Source organism: Lentzea sp. NPDC003310 (assembly GCF_040610935.1).
Taxonomy (GTDB): Bacteria; Actinomycetota; Actinomycetes; order Mycobacteriales; family Pseudonocardiaceae; genus Lentzea.
Window position 1 is genome coordinate 108,543 of sequence record NZ_JBEXNC010000007.1, and the last position, 23,398, is coordinate 131,940.

Annotated in this window: 24 protein-coding genes; 11 read left to right on the plus strand and 13 right to left on the minus strand. The window is 70.5% G+C overall.

Going from position 1 to position 23,398, the window contains the following annotated elements; genetic code table 11:
* The first annotated feature begins 89 nt into the window (after nt 1-89).
* From ABZX02_RS15535 to ABZX02_RS15550, 4 genes are read left to right on the plus strand one after another with little or no spacing between them, the layout of a single operon-like run.
* On the plus strand, nt 90-737 hold the full coding sequence (locus ABZX02_RS15535; protein ID WP_355299130.1) for an ABC transporter permease: 648 nt from the start codon (nt 90-92) through the stop codon (nt 735-737).
* On the plus strand, nt 730-1,845 hold the full coding sequence (locus tag ABZX02_RS15540; protein WP_355298593.1) for an ATP-binding cassette domain-containing protein: 1,116 nt from the start codon (nt 730-732) through the stop codon (nt 1,843-1,845). The genes ABZX02_RS15535 and ABZX02_RS15540 overlap by 8 nt, the downstream gene beginning before the upstream one ends.
* Nucleotides 1,842-2,576: an ABC transporter permease gene (locus ABZX02_RS15545; protein ID WP_355298595.1), complete on the plus strand. Its 735-nt coding sequence runs from the start codon at nt 1,842-1,844 to the stop codon at nt 2,574-2,576. The genes ABZX02_RS15540 and ABZX02_RS15545 overlap by 4 nt, the downstream gene beginning before the upstream one ends.
* On the plus strand, nt 2,573-3,526 hold the full coding sequence (locus tag ABZX02_RS15550; protein WP_355298596.1) for a glycine betaine ABC transporter substrate-binding protein: 954 nt from the start codon (nt 2,573-2,575) through the stop codon (nt 3,524-3,526). The genes ABZX02_RS15545 and ABZX02_RS15550 overlap by 4 nt, the downstream gene beginning before the upstream one ends.
* On the opposite strand, the gene ABZX02_RS15555 is transcribed toward ABZX02_RS15550, so the two are convergent.
* Nucleotides 3,527-4,045, minus strand: a complete 519-nt coding sequence (locus tag ABZX02_RS15555) for a hypothetical protein (RefSeq protein ID WP_355298597.1) — start codon at nt 4,043-4,045, stop codon at nt 3,527-3,529.
* 67 nt (nt 4,046-4,112) lie between these two features.
* Between ABZX02_RS15555 and ABZX02_RS15560 the strand changes: the two genes are divergently transcribed.
* On the plus strand, nt 4,113-6,041 hold the full coding sequence (locus tag ABZX02_RS15560; RefSeq protein ID WP_355298598.1) for a tetratricopeptide repeat protein: 1,929 nt from the start codon (nt 4,113-4,115) through the stop codon (nt 6,039-6,041).
* On the opposite strand, the gene ABZX02_RS15565 is transcribed toward ABZX02_RS15560, so the two are convergent.
* Both ABZX02_RS15565 and ABZX02_RS15570 read right to left on the minus strand, forming a co-directional pair.
* Nucleotides 6,027-6,320, minus strand: a complete 294-nt coding sequence (locus ABZX02_RS15565; RefSeq protein ID WP_355298600.1) for a SelT/SelW/SelH family protein — start codon at nt 6,318-6,320, stop codon at nt 6,027-6,029. The two genes, ABZX02_RS15560 and ABZX02_RS15565, sit on opposite strands and share 15 nt — an antisense overlap.
* Complete coding sequence (locus ABZX02_RS15570; RefSeq protein ID WP_355298602.1) at nt 6,317-7,180, minus strand: helix-turn-helix transcriptional regulator; 864 nt, start codon at nt 7,178-7,180, stop codon at nt 6,317-6,319. Before ABZX02_RS15570 ends, ABZX02_RS15565 begins: the two co-directional genes overlap by 4 nt.
* Nucleotides 7,181-7,327: 147 nt before the next feature.
* On the opposite strand from ABZX02_RS15570, the gene ABZX02_RS15575 reads away from it, so the two are divergent.
* On the plus strand, nt 7,328-8,368 hold the full coding sequence (locus tag ABZX02_RS15575) for an NAD(P)-dependent alcohol dehydrogenase (protein ID WP_355298604.1): 1,041 nt from the start codon (nt 7,328-7,330) through the stop codon (nt 8,366-8,368).
* Nucleotides 8,369-8,387: 19 nt separating this feature from the next.
* Here ABZX02_RS15575 and ABZX02_RS15580 read toward each other — a convergent pair whose 3' ends face one another.
* Nucleotides 8,388-8,759, minus strand: coding sequence for a MerR family transcriptional regulator (locus tag ABZX02_RS15580; RefSeq protein ID WP_355298606.1), 372 nt, complete (start codon nt 8,757-8,759; stop codon nt 8,388-8,390).
* A 59-nt stretch (nt 8,760-8,818) separates the two neighbouring features.
* Between ABZX02_RS15580 and ABZX02_RS15585 the strand changes: the two genes are divergently transcribed.
* A complete protein-coding gene (locus tag ABZX02_RS15585) occupies nt 8,819-9,868 on the plus strand; it encodes an alkene reductase (RefSeq protein ID WP_355298608.1) in 1,050 nt (349 codons plus the stop codon).
* Here the strand turns inward: ABZX02_RS15585 and ABZX02_RS15590 are convergent.
* The gene (locus tag ABZX02_RS15590) at nt 9,859-10,446 is read right to left on the minus strand and encodes a TetR/AcrR family transcriptional regulator (protein ID WP_355298610.1); all 588 of its coding nucleotides are present in this window, start codon (nt 10,444-10,446) and stop codon (nt 9,859-9,861) included. The two genes, ABZX02_RS15585 and ABZX02_RS15590, sit on opposite strands and share 10 nt — an antisense overlap.
* Nucleotides 10,447-10,538: 92 nt before the next feature.
* Between ABZX02_RS15590 and ABZX02_RS15595 the strand changes: the two genes are divergently transcribed.
* Nucleotides 10,539-10,919 carry a nuclear transport factor 2 family protein gene (locus ABZX02_RS15595; RefSeq protein ID WP_355298612.1) on the plus strand — a complete coding sequence of 127 codons (381 nt, stop codon included), beginning with the start codon at nt 10,539-10,541 and terminating at the stop codon, nt 10,917-10,919.
* Complete coding sequence (locus ABZX02_RS15600) at nt 10,916-11,704, plus strand: ergot alkaloid biosynthesis protein (protein WP_355298614.1); 789 nt, start codon at nt 10,916-10,918, stop codon at nt 11,702-11,704. Before ABZX02_RS15595 ends, ABZX02_RS15600 begins: the two co-directional genes overlap by 4 nt.
* 6 nt (nt 11,705-11,710) lie before the next feature.
* Here ABZX02_RS15600 and ABZX02_RS15605 read toward each other — a convergent pair whose 3' ends face one another.
* The 5 genes from ABZX02_RS15605 to ABZX02_RS15625 form a co-directional block, all read right to left on the minus strand.
* A complete protein-coding gene (locus ABZX02_RS15605; protein ID WP_355298616.1) occupies nt 11,711-13,027 on the minus strand; it encodes a hypothetical protein in 1,317 nt (438 codons plus the stop codon).
* A gap of 35 nt (nt 13,028-13,062) precedes the next feature.
* The gene (locus ABZX02_RS15610; protein ID WP_355298618.1) at nt 13,063-14,565 is read right to left on the minus strand and encodes a beta-xylosidase; all 1,503 of its coding nucleotides are present in this window, start codon (nt 14,563-14,565) and stop codon (nt 13,063-13,065) included.
* Between the two features lie 353 nt (nt 14,566-14,918).
* A complete protein-coding gene (locus ABZX02_RS15615) occupies nt 14,919-15,674 on the minus strand; it encodes an aminoglycoside phosphotransferase family protein (protein ID WP_355298620.1) in 756 nt (251 codons plus the stop codon).
* Nucleotides 15,674-16,318, minus strand: a complete 645-nt coding sequence (locus tag ABZX02_RS15620; RefSeq protein ID WP_355298621.1) for a response regulator transcription factor — start codon at nt 16,316-16,318, stop codon at nt 15,674-15,676. Before ABZX02_RS15620 ends, ABZX02_RS15615 begins: the two co-directional genes overlap by 1 nt.
* Nucleotides 16,309-17,427, minus strand: a complete 1,119-nt coding sequence (locus ABZX02_RS15625; protein ID WP_355299132.1) for a sensor histidine kinase — start codon at nt 17,425-17,427, stop codon at nt 16,309-16,311. Before ABZX02_RS15625 ends, ABZX02_RS15620 begins: the two co-directional genes overlap by 10 nt.
* 174 nt (nt 17,428-17,601) lie before the next feature.
* Between ABZX02_RS15625 and ABZX02_RS15630 the strand changes: the two genes are divergently transcribed.
* Both ABZX02_RS15630 and ABZX02_RS15635 read left to right on the plus strand, forming a co-directional pair.
* A complete protein-coding gene (locus ABZX02_RS15630) occupies nt 17,602-18,243 on the plus strand; it encodes a DedA family protein (protein WP_355298622.1) in 642 nt (213 codons plus the stop codon).
* A 375-nt stretch (nt 18,244-18,618) separates the two neighbouring features.
* A complete protein-coding gene (locus ABZX02_RS15635) occupies nt 18,619-18,822 on the plus strand; it encodes a hypothetical protein (RefSeq protein WP_355298624.1) in 204 nt (67 codons plus the stop codon).
* A gap of 429 nt (nt 18,823-19,251) precedes the next feature.
* On the opposite strand, the gene katG is transcribed toward ABZX02_RS15635, so the two are convergent.
* From katG to ABZX02_RS15650, 3 genes are all read right to left on the minus strand, one after another.
* Nucleotides 19,252-21,471, minus strand: a complete 2,220-nt coding sequence (katG, locus tag ABZX02_RS15640; protein ID WP_355298625.1) for a catalase/peroxidase HPI — start codon at nt 21,469-21,471, stop codon at nt 19,252-19,254.
* An 18-nt stretch (nt 21,472-21,489) separates the two neighbouring features.
* Nucleotides 21,490-21,924 (minus strand): Fur family transcriptional regulator, encoded by a 435-nt coding sequence (locus ABZX02_RS15645; protein ID WP_355298627.1) that lies wholly within the window; start codon nt 21,922-21,924, stop codon nt 21,490-21,492.
* A gap of 67 nt (nt 21,925-21,991) precedes the next feature.
* Nucleotides 21,992-23,386, minus strand: coding sequence for a PLP-dependent aminotransferase family protein (locus tag ABZX02_RS15650; RefSeq protein WP_355298629.1), 1,395 nt, complete (start codon nt 23,384-23,386; stop codon nt 21,992-21,994).
* Between the last annotated feature and the right edge of the window lie 12 nt (nt 23,387-23,398).

Consider the following 23,398-nt stretch of genomic DNA (forward strand, 5'->3'; position numbering starts at 1 on the left):
CGCTGAGACGGTGGTTCGGTGGCGAATGGTTGCTCGACTGTCCACAATGGTGTTGGGTGGACGCCAACTTCGAGGGCGGGGCCACGAGGATGAATGTGCTCGAGTACGTAGCCGATCGCTGGGATCGGCTGTCTTTGCAAGCGTTCCTGCACGTCAGTGCAGTCGTGCAGTGCACGGTTCTGGCAACTCTGCTCGGGGTGGTGATCGGGGTCGCGGTCTACCGCAGCCCGGCCGGGTCCGCGCTGGCCACGGCGTTGGCGAGCACGATTCTCACCATTCCATCGTTCGCGCTGCTGGCGTTGCTGATTCCCGTGTTCGGGCTCGGTGCGGACACGACGGTCGTCGCATTGGTGCTTTACGCGTTGCTCCCGATCGTGCGGAACACGATCGTCGGACTGGCCGGGGTCGACCCCGCTGTGAGCGATGCCGCAAGAGGGATTGGGATGAGCAGACTCGGGGTGCTCGCGCGCGTCGAGTTGCGTTTGGCGTGGCCCGCGATTCTCGCCGGAATGCGCGTCGCCACGCAGATGCTGATGGGGATCGCGGTCATCGCGGCCTATGCGAAAGGACCGGGTCTGGGGTCGGAGGTGTTCTCCGGACTCGCGAACGCGGGCAGTGCGAACGCCATGAACCAGGCCCTCACCGGAACGATCGGCGTGGTGGTCCTCGCCCTGCTGCTCGACGGCGTCTACGTGCTGGTCAACCGTTTCACCGTGTCGAGGGGCGTCCGTGGCTGAAAAGGGCATCGAGATCGAGCTGGACCACGTGACCAAGAGGTACCCCGGGCAGAGGGCGGCGGCCGTCGACGACTTCTCGATGGTCGTGCCCGCCGGGGAGATCGTGGTGTTCGTCGGGCCGTCCGGCTGCGGCAAGACCACGACCATGCGGATGATCAACCGGTTGATCGAGCCGACGTCCGGCACCATCACGATCGGCGGCGAGGACGCGTTGAAGATCGACCCGGACGACCTGCGACGGCGCGTCGGCTACGCGATCCAGCAGGCCGGGTTGTTCCCGCACTTCACGGTGGCGCAGAACATCGGCGTCGTGCCGGGGTTGCTGGGCTGGGACAAGAAGAGGACCGCCGCGAGGGTCGAGGAGATGATGGACCTCGTCGGACTCGACCCCGGCGAGTTCGCCGACCGCTTCCCGCGTCAGCTCTCCGGCGGCCAGCAGCAACGGGTCGGCGTCGCGCGGGCACTGGCCGCCGACCCGCCGGTGCTGCTGATGGACGAACCGTTCGGCGCGGTCGACCCGATCACCCGCGGGCACCTGCAGGACGAGCTGCTGCGGCTGCAGAACGAGTTGCACAAGACGATCGTGTTCGTCACGCACGACTTCGACGAGGCGGTGAAGCTCGGCGACCGGATCGCGGTGCTCGGCGAGAGGTCGACGATCCTGCAGTACGACACCCCGGACGCGATCCTCGCCAACCCGGCCGACGACACGGTGGCCGGGTTCGTCGGTGCCGGCGCGTCGCTGAAGGCGTTGACGCTCACCAGGGTCCGCGACGTCGAGCTGGGCCAGGTGGTCACCGCCCGCGCCGACGCCAATCCGTCCACTGTGGAGCTCGGCACTGAGAAGTGGTTGCTGGTGCTGGACCAGCGCGACCGGCCGGTGCGCTGGGTGCAGCTCACCGAGCTGAGGCGAGCCACCTCGCTGGCCCGGATCGGCCGTCCGGTGCAGGACTCCGTGACGCTGCAGTCGACCCTGCGCGACGCGCTGGAGGCGATGGTCAACGAGGGCGGCCGGGCGGTCGTCACGGGTGGCCGCGGCGAGTACGTCGGCACGATCGACCTCACGACCGTGACCGACGTCGTGCAACGGCTGCGGGCGGGCGCATGACGGCCGAGCGGATCCGGTTCTGGGCCCAGCCCGTCGCGGTGCTGCTGATCGTCGGCGGTGTGCTGGCGTGGGTGTTCTCCGGCGAGCTCACGGCGACCGAGAAGAGCACGCTGAACGCGACGTCGTTGCTCACGGCGTTGAAGGACCACCTGCTGATGACGGTCGTGGTGACCGCGATCGTGGTGGCCGTGGCGGTCCCGGCGGGCATCGTCGCGACCAGGCCGTGGGCGCGGTTCCTCGCCCCGGTGTTCCTGGCGGTCGCGAACGTCGGCCAGGCCGCGCCCGCGCTGGGCGTGCTGGTGCTGTGGTTCCTCGTGACCGGCGCGTCCGGCGGGCTGTGGGTGGCCGCGCTGCCGCTCGCCTTCTACTCGCTGCTCCCCGTGCTGCGCAACACGATCGTCGGCGTCCAGCAGGTCGATCCGTCCCTTGTGGACGCGGGCAGGGGCATCGGCATGTCCGCGTCGAGCGTGCTGTGGCGCGTCGAGCTCCCGCTGGCGACACCGCTGATCCTGGCCGGCCTGCGCACCTCGCTGGTGCTCGCGGTCGGCACGGCGACGTTCGGCCTGTTCGTCAACGCGGGCGGGTTCGGCCTGCTGATCGACACCGGCTACAAGCTGAACCTGATGAAGGTCCTGGTGACCGGTTCGGCGCTGGCGGCGGGACTCGCGCTGCTGGTCGACTGGGTCGGCGCGGTGATCGAACAGCGCTTCGGCCCCAAGGGGGTCAGGTGAGGAAGCTCCTGCTCGTGACGCTGTTGCTGCTGTCGGGCTGCGGCCTCGACGTCAACAGCGCGCTGCCGTACCAGGTCCTGCCGGGGTCGATCAAGACCGACCGGTCGCTGCAGGGCGTCGAGATCACCGTGGGGTCCAAGGACTTCACCGAGAACATCCTGCTCGGCTACCTCGCCGAGATGGCGCTGTCCGCGGCCGGCGCCGACGTCGTCGACCTGACCGACCTCAAGGGCTCGCAGACCGCGCGGCAGGCCCTGCTGAACGGCGAGGTCGACGTCACCTGGGAGTACACCGGCACCGGCTGGATCAACTACCAGGGCAACGAACTCCCGGTGCCCGGCGGCGAGCAGGCGCAGTACGACGCCACGAAGAAGGCGGACCTGGAGAGGTTCGGCGTCGAGTGGCTCGCCTACTCGCCGCTCAACGACCAGTACGCGTTCGCCGTCACCGAGGCCTACGGCGAGCAGCACGGCCTGAAGACCACCTCGGACCTGGCCGCGTTCCTCGCGCGGAACCCGGACGAGGCGGTGTTCTGCCTGGAGACCGAGTTCACGAGCCGCCAGGACGGCTTCCCGGCGGCGAAGAAGGCGTACGGCTTCCCGGTCACCGAGGTGAAGAACTTCGGCATCGGCACCATCTACTCGGCCGTCGCCGGCGGCACGTGCCCGATCGGCGAGGTGTTCACGACCGACGGCCGCATCGCCGCGCAGAAGCTCCGCGTGCTGGAGGACGACAAGAAGGCGTTCCCCCAGTACAACGTGGCACCGACCGTCCGCGCCGAGTTCCTGGAGCGCTACCCGCAGATCCGCGGTCCGCTGGAGGCGGTGAGCGCCGCGCTGACCAACGAGCAGATGATCGAGCTGTGCCGTCAGGTCGACGTGGAGGGCAGGGACGCGGGTGCGGCCGCGCGGGACTGGATGGTGGCGAAGGGGTTCATCACGACGGCCTGATCACCGCATCGCCCGTCCGACCGGGGGCAGCACCGACACCATCGACGCGGCCAGCCACAGCAGCAGCGCGATGCCGGGCACGATGATGAGCGTGCCCGCGTGGTTGATCGTCAGCCGGACGATGGCGAAGACGTAGTAGGCGCACACCAGGAAACCGAGCCCGGCGAGGACCCACCGCGCGAACCCGAGCCGTGCGACGACCAGTGCCGCGAGCAGCAGCACCACCCCGCCCGCGACGTAGGTGGCGACGATCGCCGGGTCGCCGTTCGCGATGAACCCGCGCCCGAACGCGAGGCCCAGCAACGCGACGGCGGCCTCCGGGGTCTGCCGGATGCCCTTGCCGTCCGCGGAGTTGAGGCCCGCCAGCACGAAGCAGAGGACCGCGACGAGGAACCACAGTCCGCCCGTGAGGAAGGCCGGAGCGGTGCTCGGCCGCAGCGGCTGGCCCCAGCCGGGCGCGGGACCGTAGCCCGGGACGTGCCCTCCTTGCCGTGCCTGCCAACCCTGGTTCGGATGCACCGCGTCACCCTACGAGCCTTCGAGTCGGCGCCGCAGGGAATTCGCGGGTCTGCGGTAGAACGGGAAGATGCACAACGAGGTGAGCGGGGAAGTCCACGGCACCGTCGTGCAGGCGCGGGACGTGTACCTGCAGTCCGGCGGGCTGACCGCGCTCGACGGACTGCCGCCGGTCGCCGCCGGGTTCACCGGCCGGTCCGCCGACCTCACGGCGCTCGCCGACGTGCTCACCGGTCCGCACGCGGTCGTGGTGTCGACGGGTCTCGCGGGTGTCGGCAAGACCACGCTCGCGGTCAAGGCGGCCCACGACGCGGCAGCGCGGTTCCCCGGCGGAGTGCTGTTCCTCGACCTCCAGGGCTACTCGACGCCGGTCGAACCGCCCACCGCGCTCGCCGCGTTGCTGAGCGCTCTCGGCGTTCTGCGCGTGCCCGAGACGCAGCAGGAACGAGAGGTGCTCTACCGCTCCCGGCTCGCGAAACGGCAGCCGACGCTGCTCGTCCTCGACAACGCCTCGTCCTCGGCCCAGGTCCGTCCCCTGCTGCCGCCGGGCGAGCAGCACCGAGTCCTCGTGACGAGCCGGCACATGCTCGGCGACCTGCAGGGCGCACGCCGGCTCGCGGTCGACGTGCTCCCTGCCCACGACTCCGTGGCGATGCTGGAGAACTGGCTGCGGGCGAGCGACCCCGCCGACGAACGGGTGGCGTCCGCGCCGGAGACCGCGCACGAGATCGCCGAGCTGTGCGGGCACCTGCCGCTCGCGCTCGGCATCGTCGCGGCCCTGCTGTCCGACGACCCCGGCCTGCCGCTGCGCGACCTGGCGGAGTTGTTGCGGGAGGCCAGGCTCGCCGAGCTGAGCTCACCCGAGAACGTGGCCGTGCGCGCGGCGTTCGACCTCTCCCACGACCGGCTCGACCCGGCCGAGCAACGCCTCTTCCGGTTGCTGTCGCTGAACCCCGGCCGCCAGGTCAGCATCGAGGCCGCCGCGGCGCTCGCCGGACGACCGTTGCGCGAGACGCGGAAACTGCTGGCAGGGCTGCGCCGTGCGCACATGATCGAGAACGGTGAGCCGCACGGCTGGTTCCGGTTCCACGACCTGTTGCGCCTGTACGCGGCCGAACACTGCGAGGCCGACGACGACGAGGTCCGCCAGGCGGCGCTGACCCGGCTGATCGACTACTTCGCCGAGGCGGCGGAACGGGCCGAGCAGCAGCGGCCCGACGTCGAGACGCGGCAGCGCGCCCGGCTGTGGTTGCGGACCGAACGTCCCACCCTCGTCGCCGTCATCGAACTGGCGCACCGCCTGGGCCAGTACGACCAGGTGCTGCGGCTGGCGTTCGCGATGGGCACCTACCAGTTCTACCGCCGCCGCAACGGTGCGGAGGGGATCGCCGCGTACGAACTGGCCCTCGACGCGGCGGTGCGACTCGGCGACCGCGAGGGTGAGGCCAAGGCGCTGCGCGGCCTTGGCCGGATCCACCGCGAGATGAACCACTACACGGCGGCCCGCGAACGGTTCGACGCGGCGATCCTGCTCAGCAGGGAACTCGGCGACCACAACGGCGAAGGCAGAGCCCTGCACAACCTCGGCTCACTTGCCCGGCGGCACAAGAACTTCCGCTCGGCGTGGAAGCAGTACAGCCGGGCGCTCACCGTGTACCGCGCCCACGGAGAACGGGTGGGCGAGGCTCAGATCCGGTACAGCATGGGGGTTCTCGCCGACGCGGAAGGCGAACGCGAGCTGGCCGCTGCGCACTTCCAGGCCTGTGCCGAGATCTCCGCGGAGATCGGCCGGCACGACCTGACCGGCCGCGCGCACCGCAAGCTCGCGCTGATCGCGTTGGACGCGGGCAGGAAGGAGGAGGTGCAGCGGCATCTGGAGTCGGCGCGTTCCGCCTACCTCGAAGGAGGTCACCACCGAAAGGCCGAGCACGTGTGGCGACTCTTCCGGAAGGCCAACCGCAGCAGGCGTTCGCGCGACCGGCCGTCAGGAGTCGGCTGACCTCTTGCGATCGGTGTGGCCGAGCGACCGCTCCGGCGCCACCCGGTCGCGCACCAGCTGCTTGAGCACCGCGAGGTCCGGAAAACCCTCCTGCTCCTTGCGCGACCACAGCGTCTCGCCGTCCAGCCGCACGTCGAACACGCCCCCGGTGCCGGGCACCAGCGCGACCTCACCGAGCTCGGTGGTGAACGTCGTCAGCAGCTCCTGCGCGGTCCAGCCCGCCCGCAGCAGCCAGCGGCACTGCGTGCAGTACTCGATCTCCAGACGCGGTGTTCTCATGCTTTGGTGGTCACAGACGACGTCGCGTCCGCGCCCCAGTTGGCCAGCAGCTGCAGGCCCTCGGCGGACGGCGTGCCGGGTTCCGCGTGGTAGGTGCTCAGGAACATGCCCGGCTCGTTGGGCATCCGCAGCGTCTCGTACGACAGCGTCAGTTCGCCCACGAGCGGGTGGCGCAGCCGCTTGGTGCCGAAGCTCTTCTCCTTGACCTCGTGCGCGGCCCAGAGCTGCCGGAACAGGTCGCTCTTCAACGACAGCTCGCCGATCAGCGCGGCCATCTCCGGGTCGTTGGCGCAGCAGGCGGCGTCGGAGCGCAGGAACGCGACGATGTCCGCGGCCTTGTTCTCCCAGTTGACGAACAGCTCCTGGGTCTGCGGCCGCAGGAAGATCATGCGCGCCCAGTTGCGGTCGCGGGGTTCGAGCCGGCCCCAGTCGCCGAACAGGGCGGCGGCCATCGGGTTCCACGCGAGGATGTCCGTACGGCGCCCGCCGATGTACGCGGGCACGGCGATGCCCTCCAGCAGGTGCCGCAGCGCCGGGCGCACCATCGAGCGCGGGTCGGCCTTCTTCTTCGGCGGCTTGCTGCGGGTGAGGTTGCCCAGGTACTCGCGCTCGGCGTCGGTGAGCCGCAGGGCACGGGCGATCGAGTCGAGGACCTCGGTCGAGACGTTGCGGCCGTTGCCCTGCTCGAGACGGGTGTAGTAGGCGACGGAGACGCCCGCGAGCTGCGCCAGCTCCTCCCGGCGCAGGCCCGGCACGCGGCGGGTGCGGCCGTAGCGGGGCAGGCCCACGTCGTCGGGGGACAGCCGGGCGCGACGGCTGCGCAGGAAGTCGCTCAGCTCGGTGCGCGGATCGACGGTCATGTCCCCGAGTATCCCCGCCGTGTCCACGTCGTGCCTGCTACTGCCAGTGGTAGGCACACCAGACGTACGAAAACCAGGTGGCTGGGTAGGCCCCTCGGACCGGAGCAGTGTCGTCACCGACACGAACGGACAAGAGGAGAGACCCAGATGAGCACCGTCGCTGCCTACGCCGCTCCCGCACCCAAGGCACCGCTGGAGCGCACCACCATCGAGCGTCGCGCGGTCGGCGCGCACGACGTCCTGATCGACATCCGGTTCGCCGGGATCTGCCACTCGGACATCCACCAGGTCAACGAGGGCTGGGGCGAGGCCATCTTCCCGATGGTGCCGGGCCACGAGATCGCCGGCGTGGTCGTGGAGGTCGGTTCCGAGGTGACCCGCCACGCCGTCGGCGACCGCGTCGGCGTCGGCTGCATGGTCGACTCGTGCCGCGAGTGCGACAACTGCCTGCGCGGCCTGGAGCAGTACTGCACCGGCGGCAACACCATGACCTACAACGCTGTCGACCGCCGCGGCGACGTCACCTACGGCGGTTACTCGAAGCAGATCGTGGTCGACGAGAACTTCGTCGTCCGCATCCCGGACGGTCTTCCGCTGGACGTGGCCGCGCCGCTGCTCTGCGCGGGCATCACGCTGTACTCGCCGCTCAAGCACTGGGGTGTCGCGCCGGGCAAGAAGGTCGCCGTGGTCGGCCTCGGTGGTCTCGGCCACATGGGCGTCAAGATCGCCGCCGCCCTCGGCGCCGAGGTGACCGTGCTGTCGCAGTCGCTGCGCAAGAAGGACGACGGGCTCAAGCTCGGCGCCCACGACTACCGCGCCACCAGCGACCCGGCCACGTTCAGCGAGCTCGCGGGCAAGTTCGACGTGATCGTCTCCACGGTGTCCGCGCCGCTCGACTTCGGCTCCTACCTCGGTCTGCTGAAGGTCGACGGCGCGCTGGTCAACGTCGGCGCCCCCGAGGAGCCGATCTCGATCAACCTGTTCGGCCTGCTCGGCGGCCGCAAGACGCTCGCCGGCTCGATGATCGGCGGCATCGCGGAGACCCAGGAGATGCTGGACTTCTGCGCCGAGCACGGGCTGGGCGCCGAGATCGAGCTGATCGGTGCCGACCAGATCAACACCGCCTACGAGCGTGTGCAGGCCAGCGACGTGCGGTACCGGTTCGTCATCGACACCGCCACGATCTGAGGCCCGCGGCCGTGCCCGCTCACTGGGGCGGGCACGGCTTCCCGGTCGCGTAGGCCTCCGTGGCACCCGCGATCACCCGGTCGAGCTGCAGGAGGGTCTCCTGCAGCTCCTCTATCTGCCTGACCACCGACGAGCGGTGCCCGATCAGCTTGGCCATGACCTCGGGCGCCGCCACCCCCGTCACCACGCACGGCAGCATCTCGAGGATCGACGCGCTGGAGATGCCCGCGCCGTAGAGCTGCTGGATCAGCTTCACCCTGGTGACGGCCTTCTCGTCGTACCGCCGCTGCCCGCTGCCGCTGCGTTCGGACGCCAGGAGCTTCTGCTCCTCGTAGTAGCGCAACGCGCGCACGCTCACGCCCGTGCGTTCCGCCAGCTCACCGATGCGCATGAGACCTCCGCCACAAAAGCTACCTCTGACGTCAATGTCAGGTTCCTAGCCTAGGCGGCATGCTCCTCACCAGCTACCGCCTCGGGAACCTGACCCTGCCGAACCGCCTCGTGATGGCGCCGATGACCCGCGCACGGGCCGTCGACGGCAAACCGACCGAGGACACGGCCACCTACTACGCCCAGCGCGCCACCGCCGGCCTCATCGTGACCGAGGGCGTGCACCCCAACGCCGTCGGGCAGGCCGGTCCGTTCATGCCCGGCGTCCACACCGACGAACAGGTCGCGGCCTGGCGCGTCGTCACCGACGCCGTGCACGCCAACGGCGGCCGGATCTTCGCCCAGCTCATGCACGGCGGCCGGATCGGCCACGTCGAGGTCGCGGGCCACCACCCGGTCGGCCCGTCGGCGATCGCGTCCGGCACCGACGTGTTCACGCCGACCGGCATGGCACCCGCGCCCGTGCCCCGCGCCCTCACGACGCCCGAGGTCGCCGAGCAGGTCCAGGCCTTCGCGGATGCGGCACGACGGGCCGTCGAGGCCGGGTTCGACGGCGTGGAGCTGCACGGCGCCAACGGGTACCTGATCCAGCAGTTCCTGTCCTCCAGCGCGAACGACCGCACCGACGGCTACGGCGGCTCGATCTCCGGCCGCATCCGGTTCGCCGTCGAGGCGGTCGAAGCGGCCGCGCAGGCCATCGGACCGGAGCGCGTCGGCATCCGGCTCTCACCCGGCGGCGAGATCCAGGGCATCGTCGAGGAGAACGTGCCCGTGCTCTACGCCGAGCTGCTGAAAGCGTTGCCGGACATCGCTTACGTCCACGTGCTGGCCACAGTGGACGACGAGGTGCTGATGGGTCTGCGCAAGGTGTGGCCGACGGCGTGGATCCTGAACCCCGGCGGCCAGATCGGCCCGAAGGTGAGCACGCGCGAGGACGGGGAGCGCTGGCTCGCGAACGGCGCCGACCTGATCAGCTACGGCCGGTCCTACCTCGCGAACCCGGACCTGGTCGAACGCTTCCGCCTCGGCCTGCCGCTCGTCGACGCCGGGCAGGAGACCTTCTTCCAGACCCCGCACGGGTACGTCGACTACCCGAGCTATCAGCACTGAAGGGCGCGCACCAGGTGGTCCACCAGCCGTTCGAGGTAGTCGGCCTCGACGGCGGCGCGCCGGACGGACAGGCGCCAGTAGACCGGTGCCGCGACCAGGTCCAGGGCGATCTCGAGGTCGAGGTCGGCCGGTAGCTCGCCCCGGTCCACCGCCCGCCGCAGCGTCACCGCGCCGAGCGCGCGGCGGGGCTCGCCGATCATCGCCGCGATCGCCTCGGACAGCGCCGGGTTGCGCACGGCCTCGGCGGTGAGGTCGGGCAGGACCGTCGCGAACCGCGGGTGCGTCAACCAGTCGTGCACCGCCGTGACGGTGGCCAGCAGGTCACCGCGCAACGACCCCGTGTCCGGCACCTCGGCCAGCGGCACGGAGAACTCCGACAGCGCCGCGACCACCATGTCCTGCTTGGAGGGCCACCTCCGGTACAGCGCGCTCTTGCCGACCTCCGCGCGCTTCGCGACCGCCTCCATCGACAGCCGGCCGTAGCCGTGCAGGGCGAGCTCGTCGAACACGGCGTCGGTGATCGCCCGCGTCACCTGGGGCTGCAGTACGGCGGCGCCGGTCGGGGTGCGCTTCGTCATGGCGCACATCATAGGACTGGACGATACGGTCCCGTCCCGCCTATCATGGAGGACGGGACGGTACCGTATCGTCCATTTCTGTTGGAGGCGTCGTGGACCTCATCCCGAGGGCACTGCAACTGCTGCTGGACAAGGACATGATCGGTTTCGCGGGCCTGTGGGCCGAGGACGGCGTGATGGAGTTCCCGTTCGCGCCGCCCGGCTGGCCCGCGCGCGTCGAGGGACGTGCCGCGATCGAGGACTACCTGCGCGACTACCCGAAGATGCTCGACATCCGGGCGTTCCCGAAGCAGGTCGTGCACCAGAGCACCGACCCGGACGTGCTCGTCGCCGAGTTCGACGCGGAGGGCGTCGTGGTCGCGACCGGCAAGCCCTACCGCGCCTCGTACATCGCGGTGATCACGACCCGCGACGGCGAGATCGCGCACTACCGCGACTACTGGAACCCGTTGCTGGCACAGGAGATCGCGTGACCACGTTGATCATCGGCGGTACCGGCACGACCGGTGCCCGTCTCGCGTCGCTGCTGCCCGAGGCCCGGGTGGGCACCAGGAAACCCGTGCGGGACAACCACGTCCGATTCGACTGGGACGTGCCCGCGACGTTTGAGACCGCGCTCGAGGGGATAAGAAAGATCTACCTGATCCCCCCGATCGGGGTCGTCGACCCCGTCCCGGTGGTCGAGTCGCTGCTCGCTCGAGCGCGGCTCGTGCGGCGGGTGGTACTGCTGAGCTCGTCCGCGGTGCCGGAGAGCGCTTCGGGGATGGGCGCTCTCCCCGCACTCGTGCGCGCCCTGCCGGAGTGGGCCGTGCTGCGGCCGTCCTGGTTCATGCAGAACTTCACCGGTGACCACCCCCTCGCGGACGGCGTGCGCGCCGGCGAGATCGTCACGGCCACGGGGGACGGGCGCGTCGGGTTCGTCGACGCGGGCGACATCGCCGCGGTGGCCGCCCGCGCGTTGACGGATCCGGTGCCGCACAACACCGATCACGTGATCACCGGTCCGCAGGCGCTCAGCTACGCCGACGCCGCGGCGATCATCACCGAGGTGACCGGCAGGCCCGTGCGGCACCGTTCGGTCAGCGCGGAGGAGATGACCGAACGGATCGCGGCGGGCCTGCCGCGCGAGTTCGCCGCCCTGCTCGCCGGGCTCGACGAGGACATCCGCGGGGGAGCGGAGGACCGCGTCACCACGACCGTGCAGGACGTGACGGGCAGGCCACCGCTCTCGTTCCGCGAGTTCGTCCGGCGCGCGTAGCCGGGGTCAGCGCACCGATGCGCACGGCACGATGAAGAACCAGTCCTGCGGTTCGTGCTCCAGCCGCGCTTCCGGTGCGCCCGCCGCGCACTCCGCCCGTGCCCGCGCCAGGCTCTCGTCCCACGGGATCCCCCGCAGCACGGTCTCCGGCGCCCGCAGGTGCGCGATGACGCTGGTCAGCACGAGGAACCCGACGACGTACCGGCTGCCGCCGACGGTGAGGCGCTGCCACAGCCTCGGCGGCGTCACGTCGAACCCGACGAAGATCGCGGTGAACAGGAACAGGCACGGCGCGATGCTGTAACGCTGCGCCGCCATCACGACGTCCGGTGCCTGCACCTGCAGCGCCTGCGACCAGTTCAGCACCAGGCACGCGACGATGACGACCACGCTGTACCCGACCGCCACCAGCGCGAGCGTCCGCCCGGCGCGGTCGCCGAACCACAACCCCAGCGCGATCGGCACGGCGGCCGTCAGCAGCGACAACAGGATCACCATGTTGCCGTCCGCCGGGTAGAAGTCGCCGGTCCGCTCCGAACCGAGGAACGCCACCACGGGCACCCGCAGCAGGCTCGCCAGCAGCACCTGCACCGGGTCGACCTCGTCGTGCGAGTACGGCGTCCGGGACGCGAACGCCATCGTCAGGCCCTGCACGACCAGCGCGGCGAGGAACGCGATCGGCACCTCCCGGCGCGGCTGGAGAAGCCGCACGAGCGCGATCGGCGCCAGGACGAACACCAGCGGGCTCGACAGCGCGGCGAGGACGACGAACACCGCGACCGGCACACGCGGGGCGTTGCGCCACAACAACGCCCAGAAGACGCCGTACAGGAGGAACCAGTGCAGGTTCGTCATGTTGTTCAAGGTCTCGGAGTTGCCCGCCGGCAGCACGACGACCAGGGAGGCCAGCGCGAACCGCATCGGTCCCGACCGCAGGTACGCCTTGGAGGCCGAGAACGTGATCAGGGCGACCAGCGCCCGCAACACCGCCGCGCAGACCGCGAACCCCGCGGCCGCCCACTCGAACGGCAGCAGCGCGACCAGCTGCGCCACCAGGCGGGGCAGGGCGTGCAGGTAGCCGCCGTACGGGTCGACCAGGTTGTCGAGCACCGGCGACCGCACCGCGTCGACCACGAACCGGGCGCCGTCCTCCGCCCACAGGCGGTCGAGCCGCGCCCAGCCGGGCGGGATGAGCAGCAGGAACGCCATCGAGGCGACGAAACCCGCCAGCAGCCCGAGCCACGCCCGCTCGTGCCGCGGCTCGTCGGGCAGCGGTACGACCTCGTCCGCTAGTGCTCTGGCCCGTTCGGTCGTGACAGCCACTGTTCGGTCCCCCGTGTCCGCTTCGGCCTCGGAACTCAGCGGCGGACGAGATCCGGCAGGCGCTCGTACTTGGCCCACTGCTCGGCACTCACCGACGTGATCGTGGACGAGTTCAGCGCCGCGATCTCGGCCGACCCGATCACCCACAGCTTCCCGTCGAGCAGCAGCCCGATCTGACCGGCCGGATTGCTCACGGCGGGTGCCCCGGCGGGGACGGAGAACGCGAGCTTCAGCGCCTCCACACCCGCGGGCCGGGTGCCGAGCACACCGCGGGCGAACTTCTGCGCCACCGACCGGCGTTCGAAGCGCATCACGTTGCCGCCCACGACGACGTCGAGCGTGCGTTCCGGGGACGGCACCGCGAACCCGTTCAGCGACCGGACCTCGCTCGCGGTGGCGCAGCCCTTGAGGCCGATCGCGTCGAGGCCGAAGTGCGAGATGTTGGTCGGCCCCGCCGGACCCTCGATGGTGCCGCGCAGCACGTCCAGTCCGACGCGGCCGCACGGGTCCCTGCCGTCGACCGGGGCGTGGCCCTCGGGGGTGCGCAGCAGGCCGGGGCCTTCCTTCCACGGGCCGGGGATGACCACGGCCTGGAAGGGGTGGCGGGTGAAGTCCCTGTTCCAGAACGTGATGGTGGTGCCGTCGTCGGTCTCGTGGGCGATGGCGAACGACGACGCCGCCTCGATCCACATCCAGTCCGCGCTGAACGCCTCGACCACCGATCTCGTGCGCGGGCCGTTGTTCGTCGTCACGGCCTTGAAGCCCTGCTTGCCGAGCGCCTCGACGCCCTTGGTGAACGTCGGGTCCTTCGAGCGCAGCACGTACTGCCCCGCGCCGTTCTGGTGCGAGGCGAGGCCGGTGGTGTCGGTGAACATCAGGTACACCCAGCCGTCGAGGTAGATCGCCGACTGCTGGCCTGCGCCGTAGGTGTTCTCGCGGATGTTGTCCCCGGCGGGCGCGACGATCGAGTTGCCGCCCGCCTCGCGCGTCCAGGAGATGCCGTCCTTGCTGGACGCGACGCCGACCGAGCTGCCGTTCGCGTGGTTGTCCCGCGCCGCGCCGGTGTAATACATGTAGTACGTGTCGCCGATCTTGATCAGCGACGGGTCGCAGGTGTGCATCGCGTCGAAGCTGCCACCGCTGCCGGAGAACACCGGGACCGCCGTCGAGAACGGTCCGGCGACGGTCGGGCCCTCGCTGTAGAGGATGTCGTCACCACCGGGCGGCGCCGCGCTGAGCTGGCTGCACCACCACGCCCGCACCTTGCCGTTGTCGACCATCACGGCCGGTGCGTAGTTGTAGGGCGCGTCCCCGGCGCCGGCGATCACCGTGCCGGGGCTCTGACGGCCGTTCTCGACGGTGAGCTTGATCTTGTCCCGCGGGGGCGCGGCCGGCGGCGGCTTCTTCGTTGACGTGGTTTTTTGCTGCTCGACGGGTACTCCGACCGGGTCGCCGACCGCGGCGTTCGTGCACGCTGTGACCGCACTGACCAGCGCGAGCGCAGCGAGTGACGCGAGAGGTCGACGACTCAGGGGCACTCACCCATCATAGTGATCAAGTCCTCCGTCCGGGTGAAGTCGCCCGCAGCAGGACGATTCCGGCACCGAGGAGCACCACTCCCAAGATCAGTGCCGCCCGGGATCGGCACCGGCGCCGGCCGGTCGGCCTGGGCGCGGTGGCACCGGGTTGTCGCAGCGCCGAGCACGATGACCTGAGAGGGAGCGCCCGGTCGTCGAGCTCGTCCTCGGCACCTTGTCCGCGGCCGGCACCTCGGACCGGGTGAGTGCGCTCGGGATGCCTGTGACGGTGAGCACATCTTGGCGCCGGCTTGCCCGGCGGCGAACGCGTTGCCCACGGACACCCCTCCCACTGCGTCCTGGAGCGAGGCCCGTCAGCTGGCCGGTGGGTGTTCGCGGACCGCGCAGCGGCGGCGGAACCAGGCGAGGAACCGCGCTGGGTCGCTGTCCTGCAGAAGTGCGGACACCGCGCCGGTCAGTGGGAACATCGCGGCGTGCGTGCGCGCCCGTTCGTACAACTCGGGCCGCACCCGTCGGACGAGCGGCCAGCCGTAGTTCGCGAACGAGGCCGCGTCCAGGGCGGGATCGCCCGCGCAGGCGAAGTCCCAGTCGATGATCCCGCTGACCTTTCCCTTGTGCCAGCGCAGGTTCACCGGTGCCAGGTCGCCGTGCACGAAGCCCTTCGCCTCCGGCAGCTCCGCGAACCGCCGCAGCACCTCCTCGGCTTGGGCGCGTTCATCCTTGTCCAGCAACGGAAACACGTGCTCGCGGATCGTCTCCGCGGTGTGCGTGCCGCCCGCGTGACGCAGCGGTTCGTCCAGCAGTGCGAGGAGTTCCTCGGTCGGCTCGACCGCGGCCAACGCGTCGAGCACCTCGCGGACGGCCTCGTCGCTCGCGGTCCCGGCCTGCTCGCCGGGCACGTACGAGATCACGACGTGGGCCTCCCCGAGCGGCAGGTCCAGCCGGTCGTCGATGACTTCCGGCACCGCGAACGGCAGGTCCAGCCGTGAGATCAGCCGCAGCGCCCGCGCCCGTCGCCGGGCGTCCGCGAGGTCGCGGCGGGGGTACCGCTTCACCCACTTGCCCGGCTCCACGACGGCGTCGTTGAACGTGCCGCGTTCGACCGCCATCAGCTGCCCAGGTAGCGGACCACCGCCATCACGCGGCGGCTCAGCCCGGACGACCCGGAGAGCCCGAGCTTGTCGAAGATCGCGTTGATGTGCTTCTCCGCCGAGCTCTGCGAGATGTGCAGCTGTGCCGAGATGCGGGCGTTGGTGAGGCCTTGCGCCATCAGTTCGAGAACCTCCTTCTCCCGTGCGGTCAGGGTGTCGAGCGGGTCGACGTGGCTGGTCCTGGTCAGCAGCCGGCGCACGACCTCGGGGTCGAACGCCGCGCCACCCGCCGCGACCCTGTCGAGCGCCTCCAGGAACTCGTCCACCTGCGCGACGCGGTCCTTGAGCAGGTAGCCGACCTTGCCGCCGGTGCTCGTGATCAGCTCGGTGGCGTAGCGGTTCTCGACGTACTGCGAGAGCACGAGCACGCTCACCTCCGGCCACCGCTCGCGGATCTCCAGAGCGGCGCGCATGCCGTCGTCCTTGTGGTCCGGCGGCATCCGCACGTCGGTGACCACGACGTCCGGCCGGTGCTCCTCGACGGCCGCGAGCAGCTCCGGCGCGGTGCCCACGGCGGCCACCACGTCGTGCCCCTCCTCGGCCAGCAACCGGACGAGGCCCTCGCGCAGCAGCGTCGAGTCCTCGGCCAGGATCACCCGCACGGCACCCTCGCGTAGACCGTGGTGGGTCCACCCGGCGGGCTCGTCACCTCGAACTCGCCGTCCACCGCCTTGACCCTCCTCGCCAACCCGGACAGCCCCGTGCCGGTGGGGTCCGCCCCGCCGACACCGTCGTCGCGCACCACGACCGTGATGCCGTCCTCCCCGTCCGGCCCCACGCGGATCTCGACCAGCGACGCGTCCGCGTGTTTCGCGGCGTTGGTGACCGCCTCGGACGTCACGAAGTAGATCACCGTCGCCAGCGCCGTGCCGGGCGGCTCCGCGAGCCCGTTGCCGAGGTCGACGCGCACGCTCGACCGTTCCGCCAGCACCTCCAGCGCCGCGTCCAGCCCCGCGTCGTCCAGCACCGCGGGGTAGACGCGACTCGCGACCTCGCGCAGCTCGTCGATGGCCTCGCCCGCCGTGTCGTGCGCCTGCCGCAACAACTCCTGCAGCTGCTCCTCGCCCTTGGCCCGCTTCGCCCGGCCGATCAGCATGCCGAGCGCCACCAGCCGCTGCTGGACACCGTCGTGCAGGTCGCGCTCGATCCGCCGCCGTTCGTCGTCGATGGCCTCGATCACGTCGGCCCGCGTGCTCGTCAGCTCCGCGACCCGTTCGCGCAACAACGCCTGCTGGCTGGTCCCGAGCAACGTGGTGGCGAGCCACCGGTCCAGCACCGCGACGCCCACGACACCGGCCGTCGTCACGAAGATGACCAGCGCACCCGGGATCGCCACCAGGGCGAGCAAGCCGAGAGTGACCCGGTCACTGTCCTCTATGAACCCCCAATCCCCGTCGAAGAGCCACGCCGTGACCATCGAGATCGCGACGGTGTACCAGAACGCCAGCATCCACACCACGCCGGCGCCGAGGGCACCGACCAGCCACCGCGCCAGGAGATAGCGCCGGCATCCCTTGCGCGTCAGCGGATTCGTGTGCACGACCCGGTCGAACCGCGCGATCCTGCCCAACTCGTACTCGGTCAGCCGGACCACGCCCACGTCGGCCGCCGCGGCGGCGAGCCCGGCCAGACCCGTGACCGACCCGATCACGAGCCCGACGAGCATCCGGAACCACCCGCGCACCAGCGAACCCGCGCTCAGCCGCTCCATTTGCTGCACATTCGCCACCGTACTGGCCGCCCCGCGCCCCGGCATTGCGGTTTACCGCAATATCGAACTGCGGTTTCCCCCACGAATCCCGACGGAAAGCCACGTGGTCCACCGCCCTCCCCATTCCTAGCGTTGACCTCGACCGATTCGCCGTTCACCCGAGGGGGAAACGCAATGCTGGCTGACTGGGCCGTCTCGCTGATGGAGTCACTGGGAGGCGTGGGCGCGGCCGTGGTCGTGGGCCTCGACAACCTGTTCCCGCCGATCCCGAGCGAACTGGTGCTGCCCCTGGCCGGCTTCTCCGCGAGCAAGGGCGTGTTCAGCCTGCCCGCGGCGCTGTTCTGGACCACGCTGGGCTCGATGGCGGGCGCCGTGATCGTCTACTACGCGGGTGTCCTGCTCGGCCGCACCCGGACCCGAGCGCTGGTGGCTCGCATCCCGCTGGTCCGGGTCACCGACTTCGACAGGACCGAGGCCTGGTTCCAGCGCCACGGCACCAAAGCCGTGTTCTTCGGCCGAATGGTGCCGCTCTTCCGCAGTTTCATCTCGTTACCGGCGGGCGTGGAGCGCATGAACTTCCCGAAGTTCCTGATCCTCACGACATTGGGCAGCCTGATCTGGAACACGGTCTTCGTGAGCGCCGGCTATCTGCTGGGCGAGAACTGGCACCGCGTCGAGTCCTACGCGGGCGTGTTCCAGAAGCTGGTGCTGGCAGCCGTCGCCGTGGCGGTCGTGCTGTTCCTGGTCACCAGGCTGAGGCAACGCTCGAAGGGCGATCCGGAGGAGACGGTGGTGCTGCCGCGCGTGCGGCGTTGACGCCACGTCCCGAACAACAGCTGCTGGAGCACGGCAGCCGGAACCGAGAGCAGTGTGGCTCGACCGGCGGGCGTTGCAGGGAGGAAGGAGGTTGCAGCAGTTCGCCGCGCTCATGCCCGGAGCGCAGCGCCGTGGCTGCACAGCACGGTTGCAACCTTCGCACGACGCGTGGGAACCGGAGGTCTTCGACCACAGCCGGAGGTGGTCGCACTCCGGCTCTCCTCACCGCCGTCGGCGAAGTGGAGGCGGACCCGGTTGAACTCGTCGTCGAACCGGGCAATCGGGTTTCAGCCGCACACGGTCTGGCCGGTGATGCGCCGCGGCTCGAACAGGTCATGGCCGGGATCCGCCGCTGTGACGCCAGGTCCGGGCCGGGTGCGTTCCAAGCCCGACCGCGTGCCGTCGGACAAGGCTTGTGCCAGCCGTGTCATCCGGGAGCAGCTGCGCCGCCGTCGAGCGGTGCACGAACCGCCTCAAGGAATGGGGCGGCCTGGCCACCTGAACCTGCTGCGGATGCCACCGTTCGGGTACCCGTCCGCCGCCTGGTGGTGGCGGCGCTGCCCGAACTCGGCGATGTGACCGTGGTTCTCCGCGAGTCCTGGGAAGAACGCCCTGAGCTGCCGATGACACCTGGCGGTACCGGCGAATGGGAGCCCGCGCTGTTCGCCCTTCTTGGCCTGGCCGGGGCGAGCATGCCCACCGGTTCGATCACGCTCGCAAGACAAGGCCGCCCAGTCCTACCTCAACGCGGTCACCGTCGCCCGCATCGTCATCCGGCTTAAGACCGAATGACCAGACAACCCTTGGGAGGCAACAACGATCAACGTCTCACCGCAGCGTCCAGGCGGGCAACGGCAGGATCACTCCTGCGGGAACGACGGCCGCGACCACCGCGGCGAAGTAACCGATGAACGAACGGCCTCGGATCCAGCGCACGGCCTCCCGGCCGCGAATGCGGAGAGGACCCCAGGCCGGGGGAGTGGCCTGGGGTCCTCGGGTGGAGCTGGATCAGACGTCGTACCGGTCCGCGTTCATGACCTTGTTCCACGCCACGACGAAGTCCTGGACGAACTTCTCGGAGGCGTCGTCACTCGCGTAGACCTCGGCGACGGCGCGGAGTTCGGAGTTCGAGCCGAACACCAGGTCGTTGCGGGTGGCGGTCCAGCGGACGGTGCCGCTGGAGCGCTCGCGGCCCTCGAAGTGCTCCTGGTCGTCGGTGACCGACTTCCACTCCGTCTCCATGTCGAGCAGGTTGACGAAGAAGTCGTTGGTCAGCGTCTCCGGCTTGGCCGTGAGGACGCCCGCCTGCGAACCGCCGTGGTTGGCGCCCAGCACGCGCAGGCCGCCGACCAGCACGGTCATCTCCGGGGCGGAGAGGCCGAGCAGGTTCGCCTTGTCGATCAGGAGGTACTCCGACGGCAGCGGGTTGGCCTTGCTGCCGAAGTTGCGGAAGCCGTCGACCTTGGGCTCCAGGACGGCGAACGACTCGGCGTCCGTCTGCTCCTGGGTGGCGTCGGTGCGGCCCGCGAGGAACGGCACCTCGACGTCGTGGCCCGCGGCCTTGGCGGCCTGCTCGATCGCGGCGGCACCGCCGAGGACGATGACGTCGGCCAGCGAGACCTTCTTGCCGCCGGTCGCGGAGCTGTTGAACGCCTCCTGCACGCCCTCGAGGGTGCGCAGCACCTGGGCGAGCTGGTCGGGCTCGTTGACCTCCCAGCCGCGCTGCGGCTCGAGGCGGATGCGGGCACCGTTGGCGCCACCGCGCTTGTCGCTCTGGCGGAACGACGAGGCCGAGGCCCACGCGGTCTTGACCAGCTGCGAGATCGAGAGACCGGTCTCCAGGATCTTCGCCTTGAGCGACGCGATGTCGGCGGCGTCGATCAGCTCGAAGTCGCGGACGGGCAGGCGGTCCTGCCAGATCAGCTCCTCCTGCGGCACCTGCGGGCCGAGGTAGCGCTGGATCGGGCCCATGTCGCGGTGGGTCAGCTTGAACCAGGCGCGGGAGAAGGCCTCCGCGAACGCCTCGTGGTTCTCGGCGAAACGGCGCGAGATCGGCTCGTAGATCGGGTCGAACCGCAGCGAGAGGTCCGTGGTCAGCATCATCGGCTGGCGGTTGAGCGTGCCGTCCTCGGGGTCCGGGACGGTGTTGGCGCCCTGGTCGCCCTTCGGCTTCCACTGGTGGGCGCCGGCCGGGGACTTGGTGAGCTCCCAGTCGAACTCGAACAGGTTCTTGAAGAACAGGTTCGTCCACTTGGTGGGCTGCTGCGTCCAGGTCACCTCGAGGCCGGAGGTGATGGCGTCACGGCCCTTGCCGGTGCCGTGCGTGCTCACCCAGCCGAAGCCCTGCGCGTCCATCAGCGAGCCCTCGGGCTCCGAGCCGACCAGCGACGGGTCGCCGGCGCCGTGCGCCTTGCCGAAGGTGTGGCCACCGGCGATGAGGGCGACGGTCTCCTCGTCGTTCATGCCCATGCGGCCGAACGTCTCGCGGATGTCGCGGGCGGCGGCCAGCGGGTCCGGGTTGCTGTTCGGGCCCTCGGGGTTGACGTAGATCAGACCCATCTGGACGGCCGCGAGGGGCGACTCCAGGTCGCGCTCACCGCTGTAGCGGGAGTCGCCGCCGAGCCACTCGGTCTCCGGGCCCCAGTAGACGTCCTCGTCCGGCTCCCACACGTCGTTGCGGCCGCCGGCGAAACCGAAGGTCGTGAAGCCCATGGTCTCCAGCGCGCGGTTGCCGGTGAAGATCATGAGGTCGGCCCAGGAGACCTTGGCGCCCCACTTCTTCTTGACCGGCCACAGCAGGCGGCGGGCCTTGTCCAGGTTGCCGTTGTCCGGCCAGCTGTTCAGCGGCGCGAAGCGCTGCATGCCCGCGCCGGCCCCACCGCGGCCGTCGTGGGTGCGGTACGTGCCCGCGCTGTGCCACGCCATGCGGATCATGAACGGGCCGTAGTGCCCGAAGTCCGCGGGCCACCAGTCCTTCGACTCGGTGAGCACGGCGTCGACGTCGCGCGCCAGCTCGTCGAGGTCGACGGTCAGGAACGCCTTGCCGTAGTCGAAGTCACCGCCCATGGGGTTCGCCTGGACGGGGTGCTTGCGGAGGATCCGGAGGTTGAGCTGGTTGGGCCACCAGTCACGGTTGCTGCCGCCCTCGCTGGGGTGGCTGCGCCGGTCGTGAGCGACCGGGCACTCACCCTTCGACTCGCTCACCTTGGCGTCAGTGCTGTCGGACACGGGAATCCTTCCGGGTGTTCAGGAACTTTTCGCGGCGGTCGTGCACTCGGGGCAGGAGCCCCAGTAGATGACCTCGGCCTCGTCGATGACGAACCCGTGGTCGTCGGATGCGTCCAGGCAGGGCGCGTGGCCGACCGCGCAGTCGACGTCGGCGATCGCACCGCAGGATCTGCACACGACATGGTGGTGGTTGTCCCCGACGCGCGCCTCGTAGCGCGCGACCGAGCCCTGCGGCTCGATCTTGCGCAGCAGGCCGGCTCCGGTCAGCGCTCGGAGCACGTCGTACACGGCCTGGTGGGAGACCGCACCGAGGTTCTGACGCACGACGCCGATGATCGAGTCCGTGTCGGCGTGCGGGTGGGAGTGCACTGCGGACAGCACAGCCATCCGCGGGGCGGTCACCCGAAGCGACGCTCCACGCAGCAGGCGCTCGAAATCGGAAGCCGTGGGCACGTCCGCCACCCTGCCGTCTTTTCTGGAGTGAGTCAAGTTAACGAACGATGCAATTCACCCGATGCGGTCACCGCCGGACCGCGGACACGGCGTCGGCCAGCCGGCGGACGCCCTCGGCGAGCACGTGCTCGGGTGCGCCGCCGTAGGTCAAACGGAGAAAACTGCCCGGCGGTTCAGCCGCGAACCACGGCCGGCCGGGGAACACCACGACGTCGCGTGCCGCGGCCGCCGTCGTCAGCTCCAGGTCGTCCACGCCGTCCGGCAGCGCCGCCCACAGGTGCAGTCCGCCGGAGGACCGCGCGACCTCGAACTCCGGCAGGTGCTCGGCGACCGCGCGGGCCAGAGCGTCACGCCTGGCCCTCAAGGACTGCTGGAGCGTGCGCAGGTGGCGCCGCCACGCCGGCGACGTCACGAAGTCGATCGCCGCCTCCTGCAACGGACCCGCGACGTACAGGTCCTGCCGGGACCTGGTGTTCTTCAGCCGGGTGCCCGCCGGTCCGCGCGCCCCGATGGCGGCGACGCGCAGTCCGGGCGCCGCGACCTTGGTGAGGGAGCGGACGTAGACGACGTGCCCGTCGGTGTCCTGCGAGACCAGCGTCGGCGGCGCGACGCCGTCGACGGTGAAGCCGCGCGCCCAGTCGTCCTCCACGAGGAACGCGCCCACGTGCCGGACGATCCGCATGACCTCGGCCCGGCGCTCGTCGGACAGCACGGCGCCGTGCGGGTTCGCGTGCAACGGCTGGCAGTAGAAGACTTTCGCGCCCGTGCGTTCGAACGCGGCGCGCAACAGGTCCGGCCGCACGCCGTCCTGATCCGCGGGCACCGGCACGACCTTGAGGCCGGCATCGCGTGCCGCCGCGATCGCGCCGAGGTAGGTGGGCGACTCGACCAGCACGGCGTCACCGCGCTCGCCGAGCCCGCGGAAGACGGTCGCGAGCGCCTCCTGGGCACCCGCGCACACCGTGATGTCGCCGGCCCTCAGCTCACCACCGGCCTCCTTCGCGAACCACGCGCGCAGCTCCTCCTTGCCCTCGACCGGAACGCGTCCCCAGCTCGCGGGCCGGCGGGCCGCACGGCTCAGCGCGGCGCCGAGCGCCTCGGTCGGCTGCAGGCCGGGGTCGAGGTAGCCGCTCGTGAGCGGGATGGCCTCGGGCTTGGGTACCGCGACGAGGTTCGCCACGAGGTCCTCGCCCGGCCTGCCCTCGCCGAGTGCCACGGCCTGCCACGACAGGTCGTGGCTGACGGCGGTCTCCTTCGGCGCCACGTAACTGCCCCGGCCGGGCCGCACCTCGACGAGTCCCTCGGCCGCCACGCGCTGGATCGCCTGCTGGACGGTCGCGGGCGAGGCCCGGTGCCGCGCCATCAGGTCGCGCACCGAGGGCATCCGGTCACCGGTCTGCCCGGACTGTGCCGCCGCTCTCAGGTGCTCGATAACGCGAGCAGCTGCGTTATCCTCGTTCATGAGAGCCAAGAG

Coding starts and splice junctions, on each gene's coding strand:
- ABZX02_RS15630 (WP_355298622.1), top strand. CDS start 17,602: ATGCTGGCTGACTGGGCCGTCTCGCTGATGGAGTCACTGGGAGGCGTG.
- ABZX02_RS15615 (WP_355298620.1), bottom strand. CDS start 15,674: ATGGCGGTCGAACGCGGCACGTTCAACGACGCCGTCGTGGAGCCGGGC.
- ABZX02_RS15590 (WP_355298610.1), bottom strand. CDS start 10,446: ATGACGAAGCGCACCCCGACCGGCGCCGCCGTACTGCAGCCCCAGGTG.
- ABZX02_RS15625 (WP_355299132.1), bottom strand. CDS start 17,427: ATGGAGCGGCTGAGCGCGGGTTCGCTGGTGCGCGGGTGGTTCCGGATG.
- ABZX02_RS15565 (WP_355298600.1), bottom strand. CDS start 6,320: ATGAGAACACCGCGTCTGGAGATCGAGTACTGCACGCAGTGCCGCTGG.
- ABZX02_RS15560 (WP_355298598.1), top strand. CDS start 4,113: ATGCACAACGAGGTGAGCGGGGAAGTCCACGGCACCGTCGTGCAGGCG.
- ABZX02_RS15650 (WP_355298629.1), bottom strand. CDS start 23,386: ATGAACGAGGATAACGCAGCTGCTCGCGTTATCGAGCACCTGAGAGCG.
- ABZX02_RS15535 (WP_355299130.1), top strand. CDS start 90: ATGAATGTGCTCGAGTACGTAGCCGATCGCTGGGATCGGCTGTCTTTG.
- ABZX02_RS15580 (WP_355298606.1), bottom strand. CDS start 8,759: ATGCGCATCGGTGAGCTGGCGGAACGCACGGGCGTGAGCGTGCGCGCG.
- ABZX02_RS15575 (WP_355298604.1), top strand. CDS start 7,328: ATGAGCACCGTCGCTGCCTACGCCGCTCCCGCACCCAAGGCACCGCTG.
- ABZX02_RS15570 (WP_355298602.1), bottom strand. CDS start 7,180: ATGACCGTCGATCCGCGCACCGAGCTGAGCGACTTCCTGCGCAGCCGT.
- ABZX02_RS15545 (WP_355298595.1), top strand. CDS start 1,842: ATGACGGCCGAGCGGATCCGGTTCTGGGCCCAGCCCGTCGCGGTGCTG.
- ABZX02_RS15585 (WP_355298608.1), top strand. CDS start 8,819: ATGCTCCTCACCAGCTACCGCCTCGGGAACCTGACCCTGCCGAACCGC.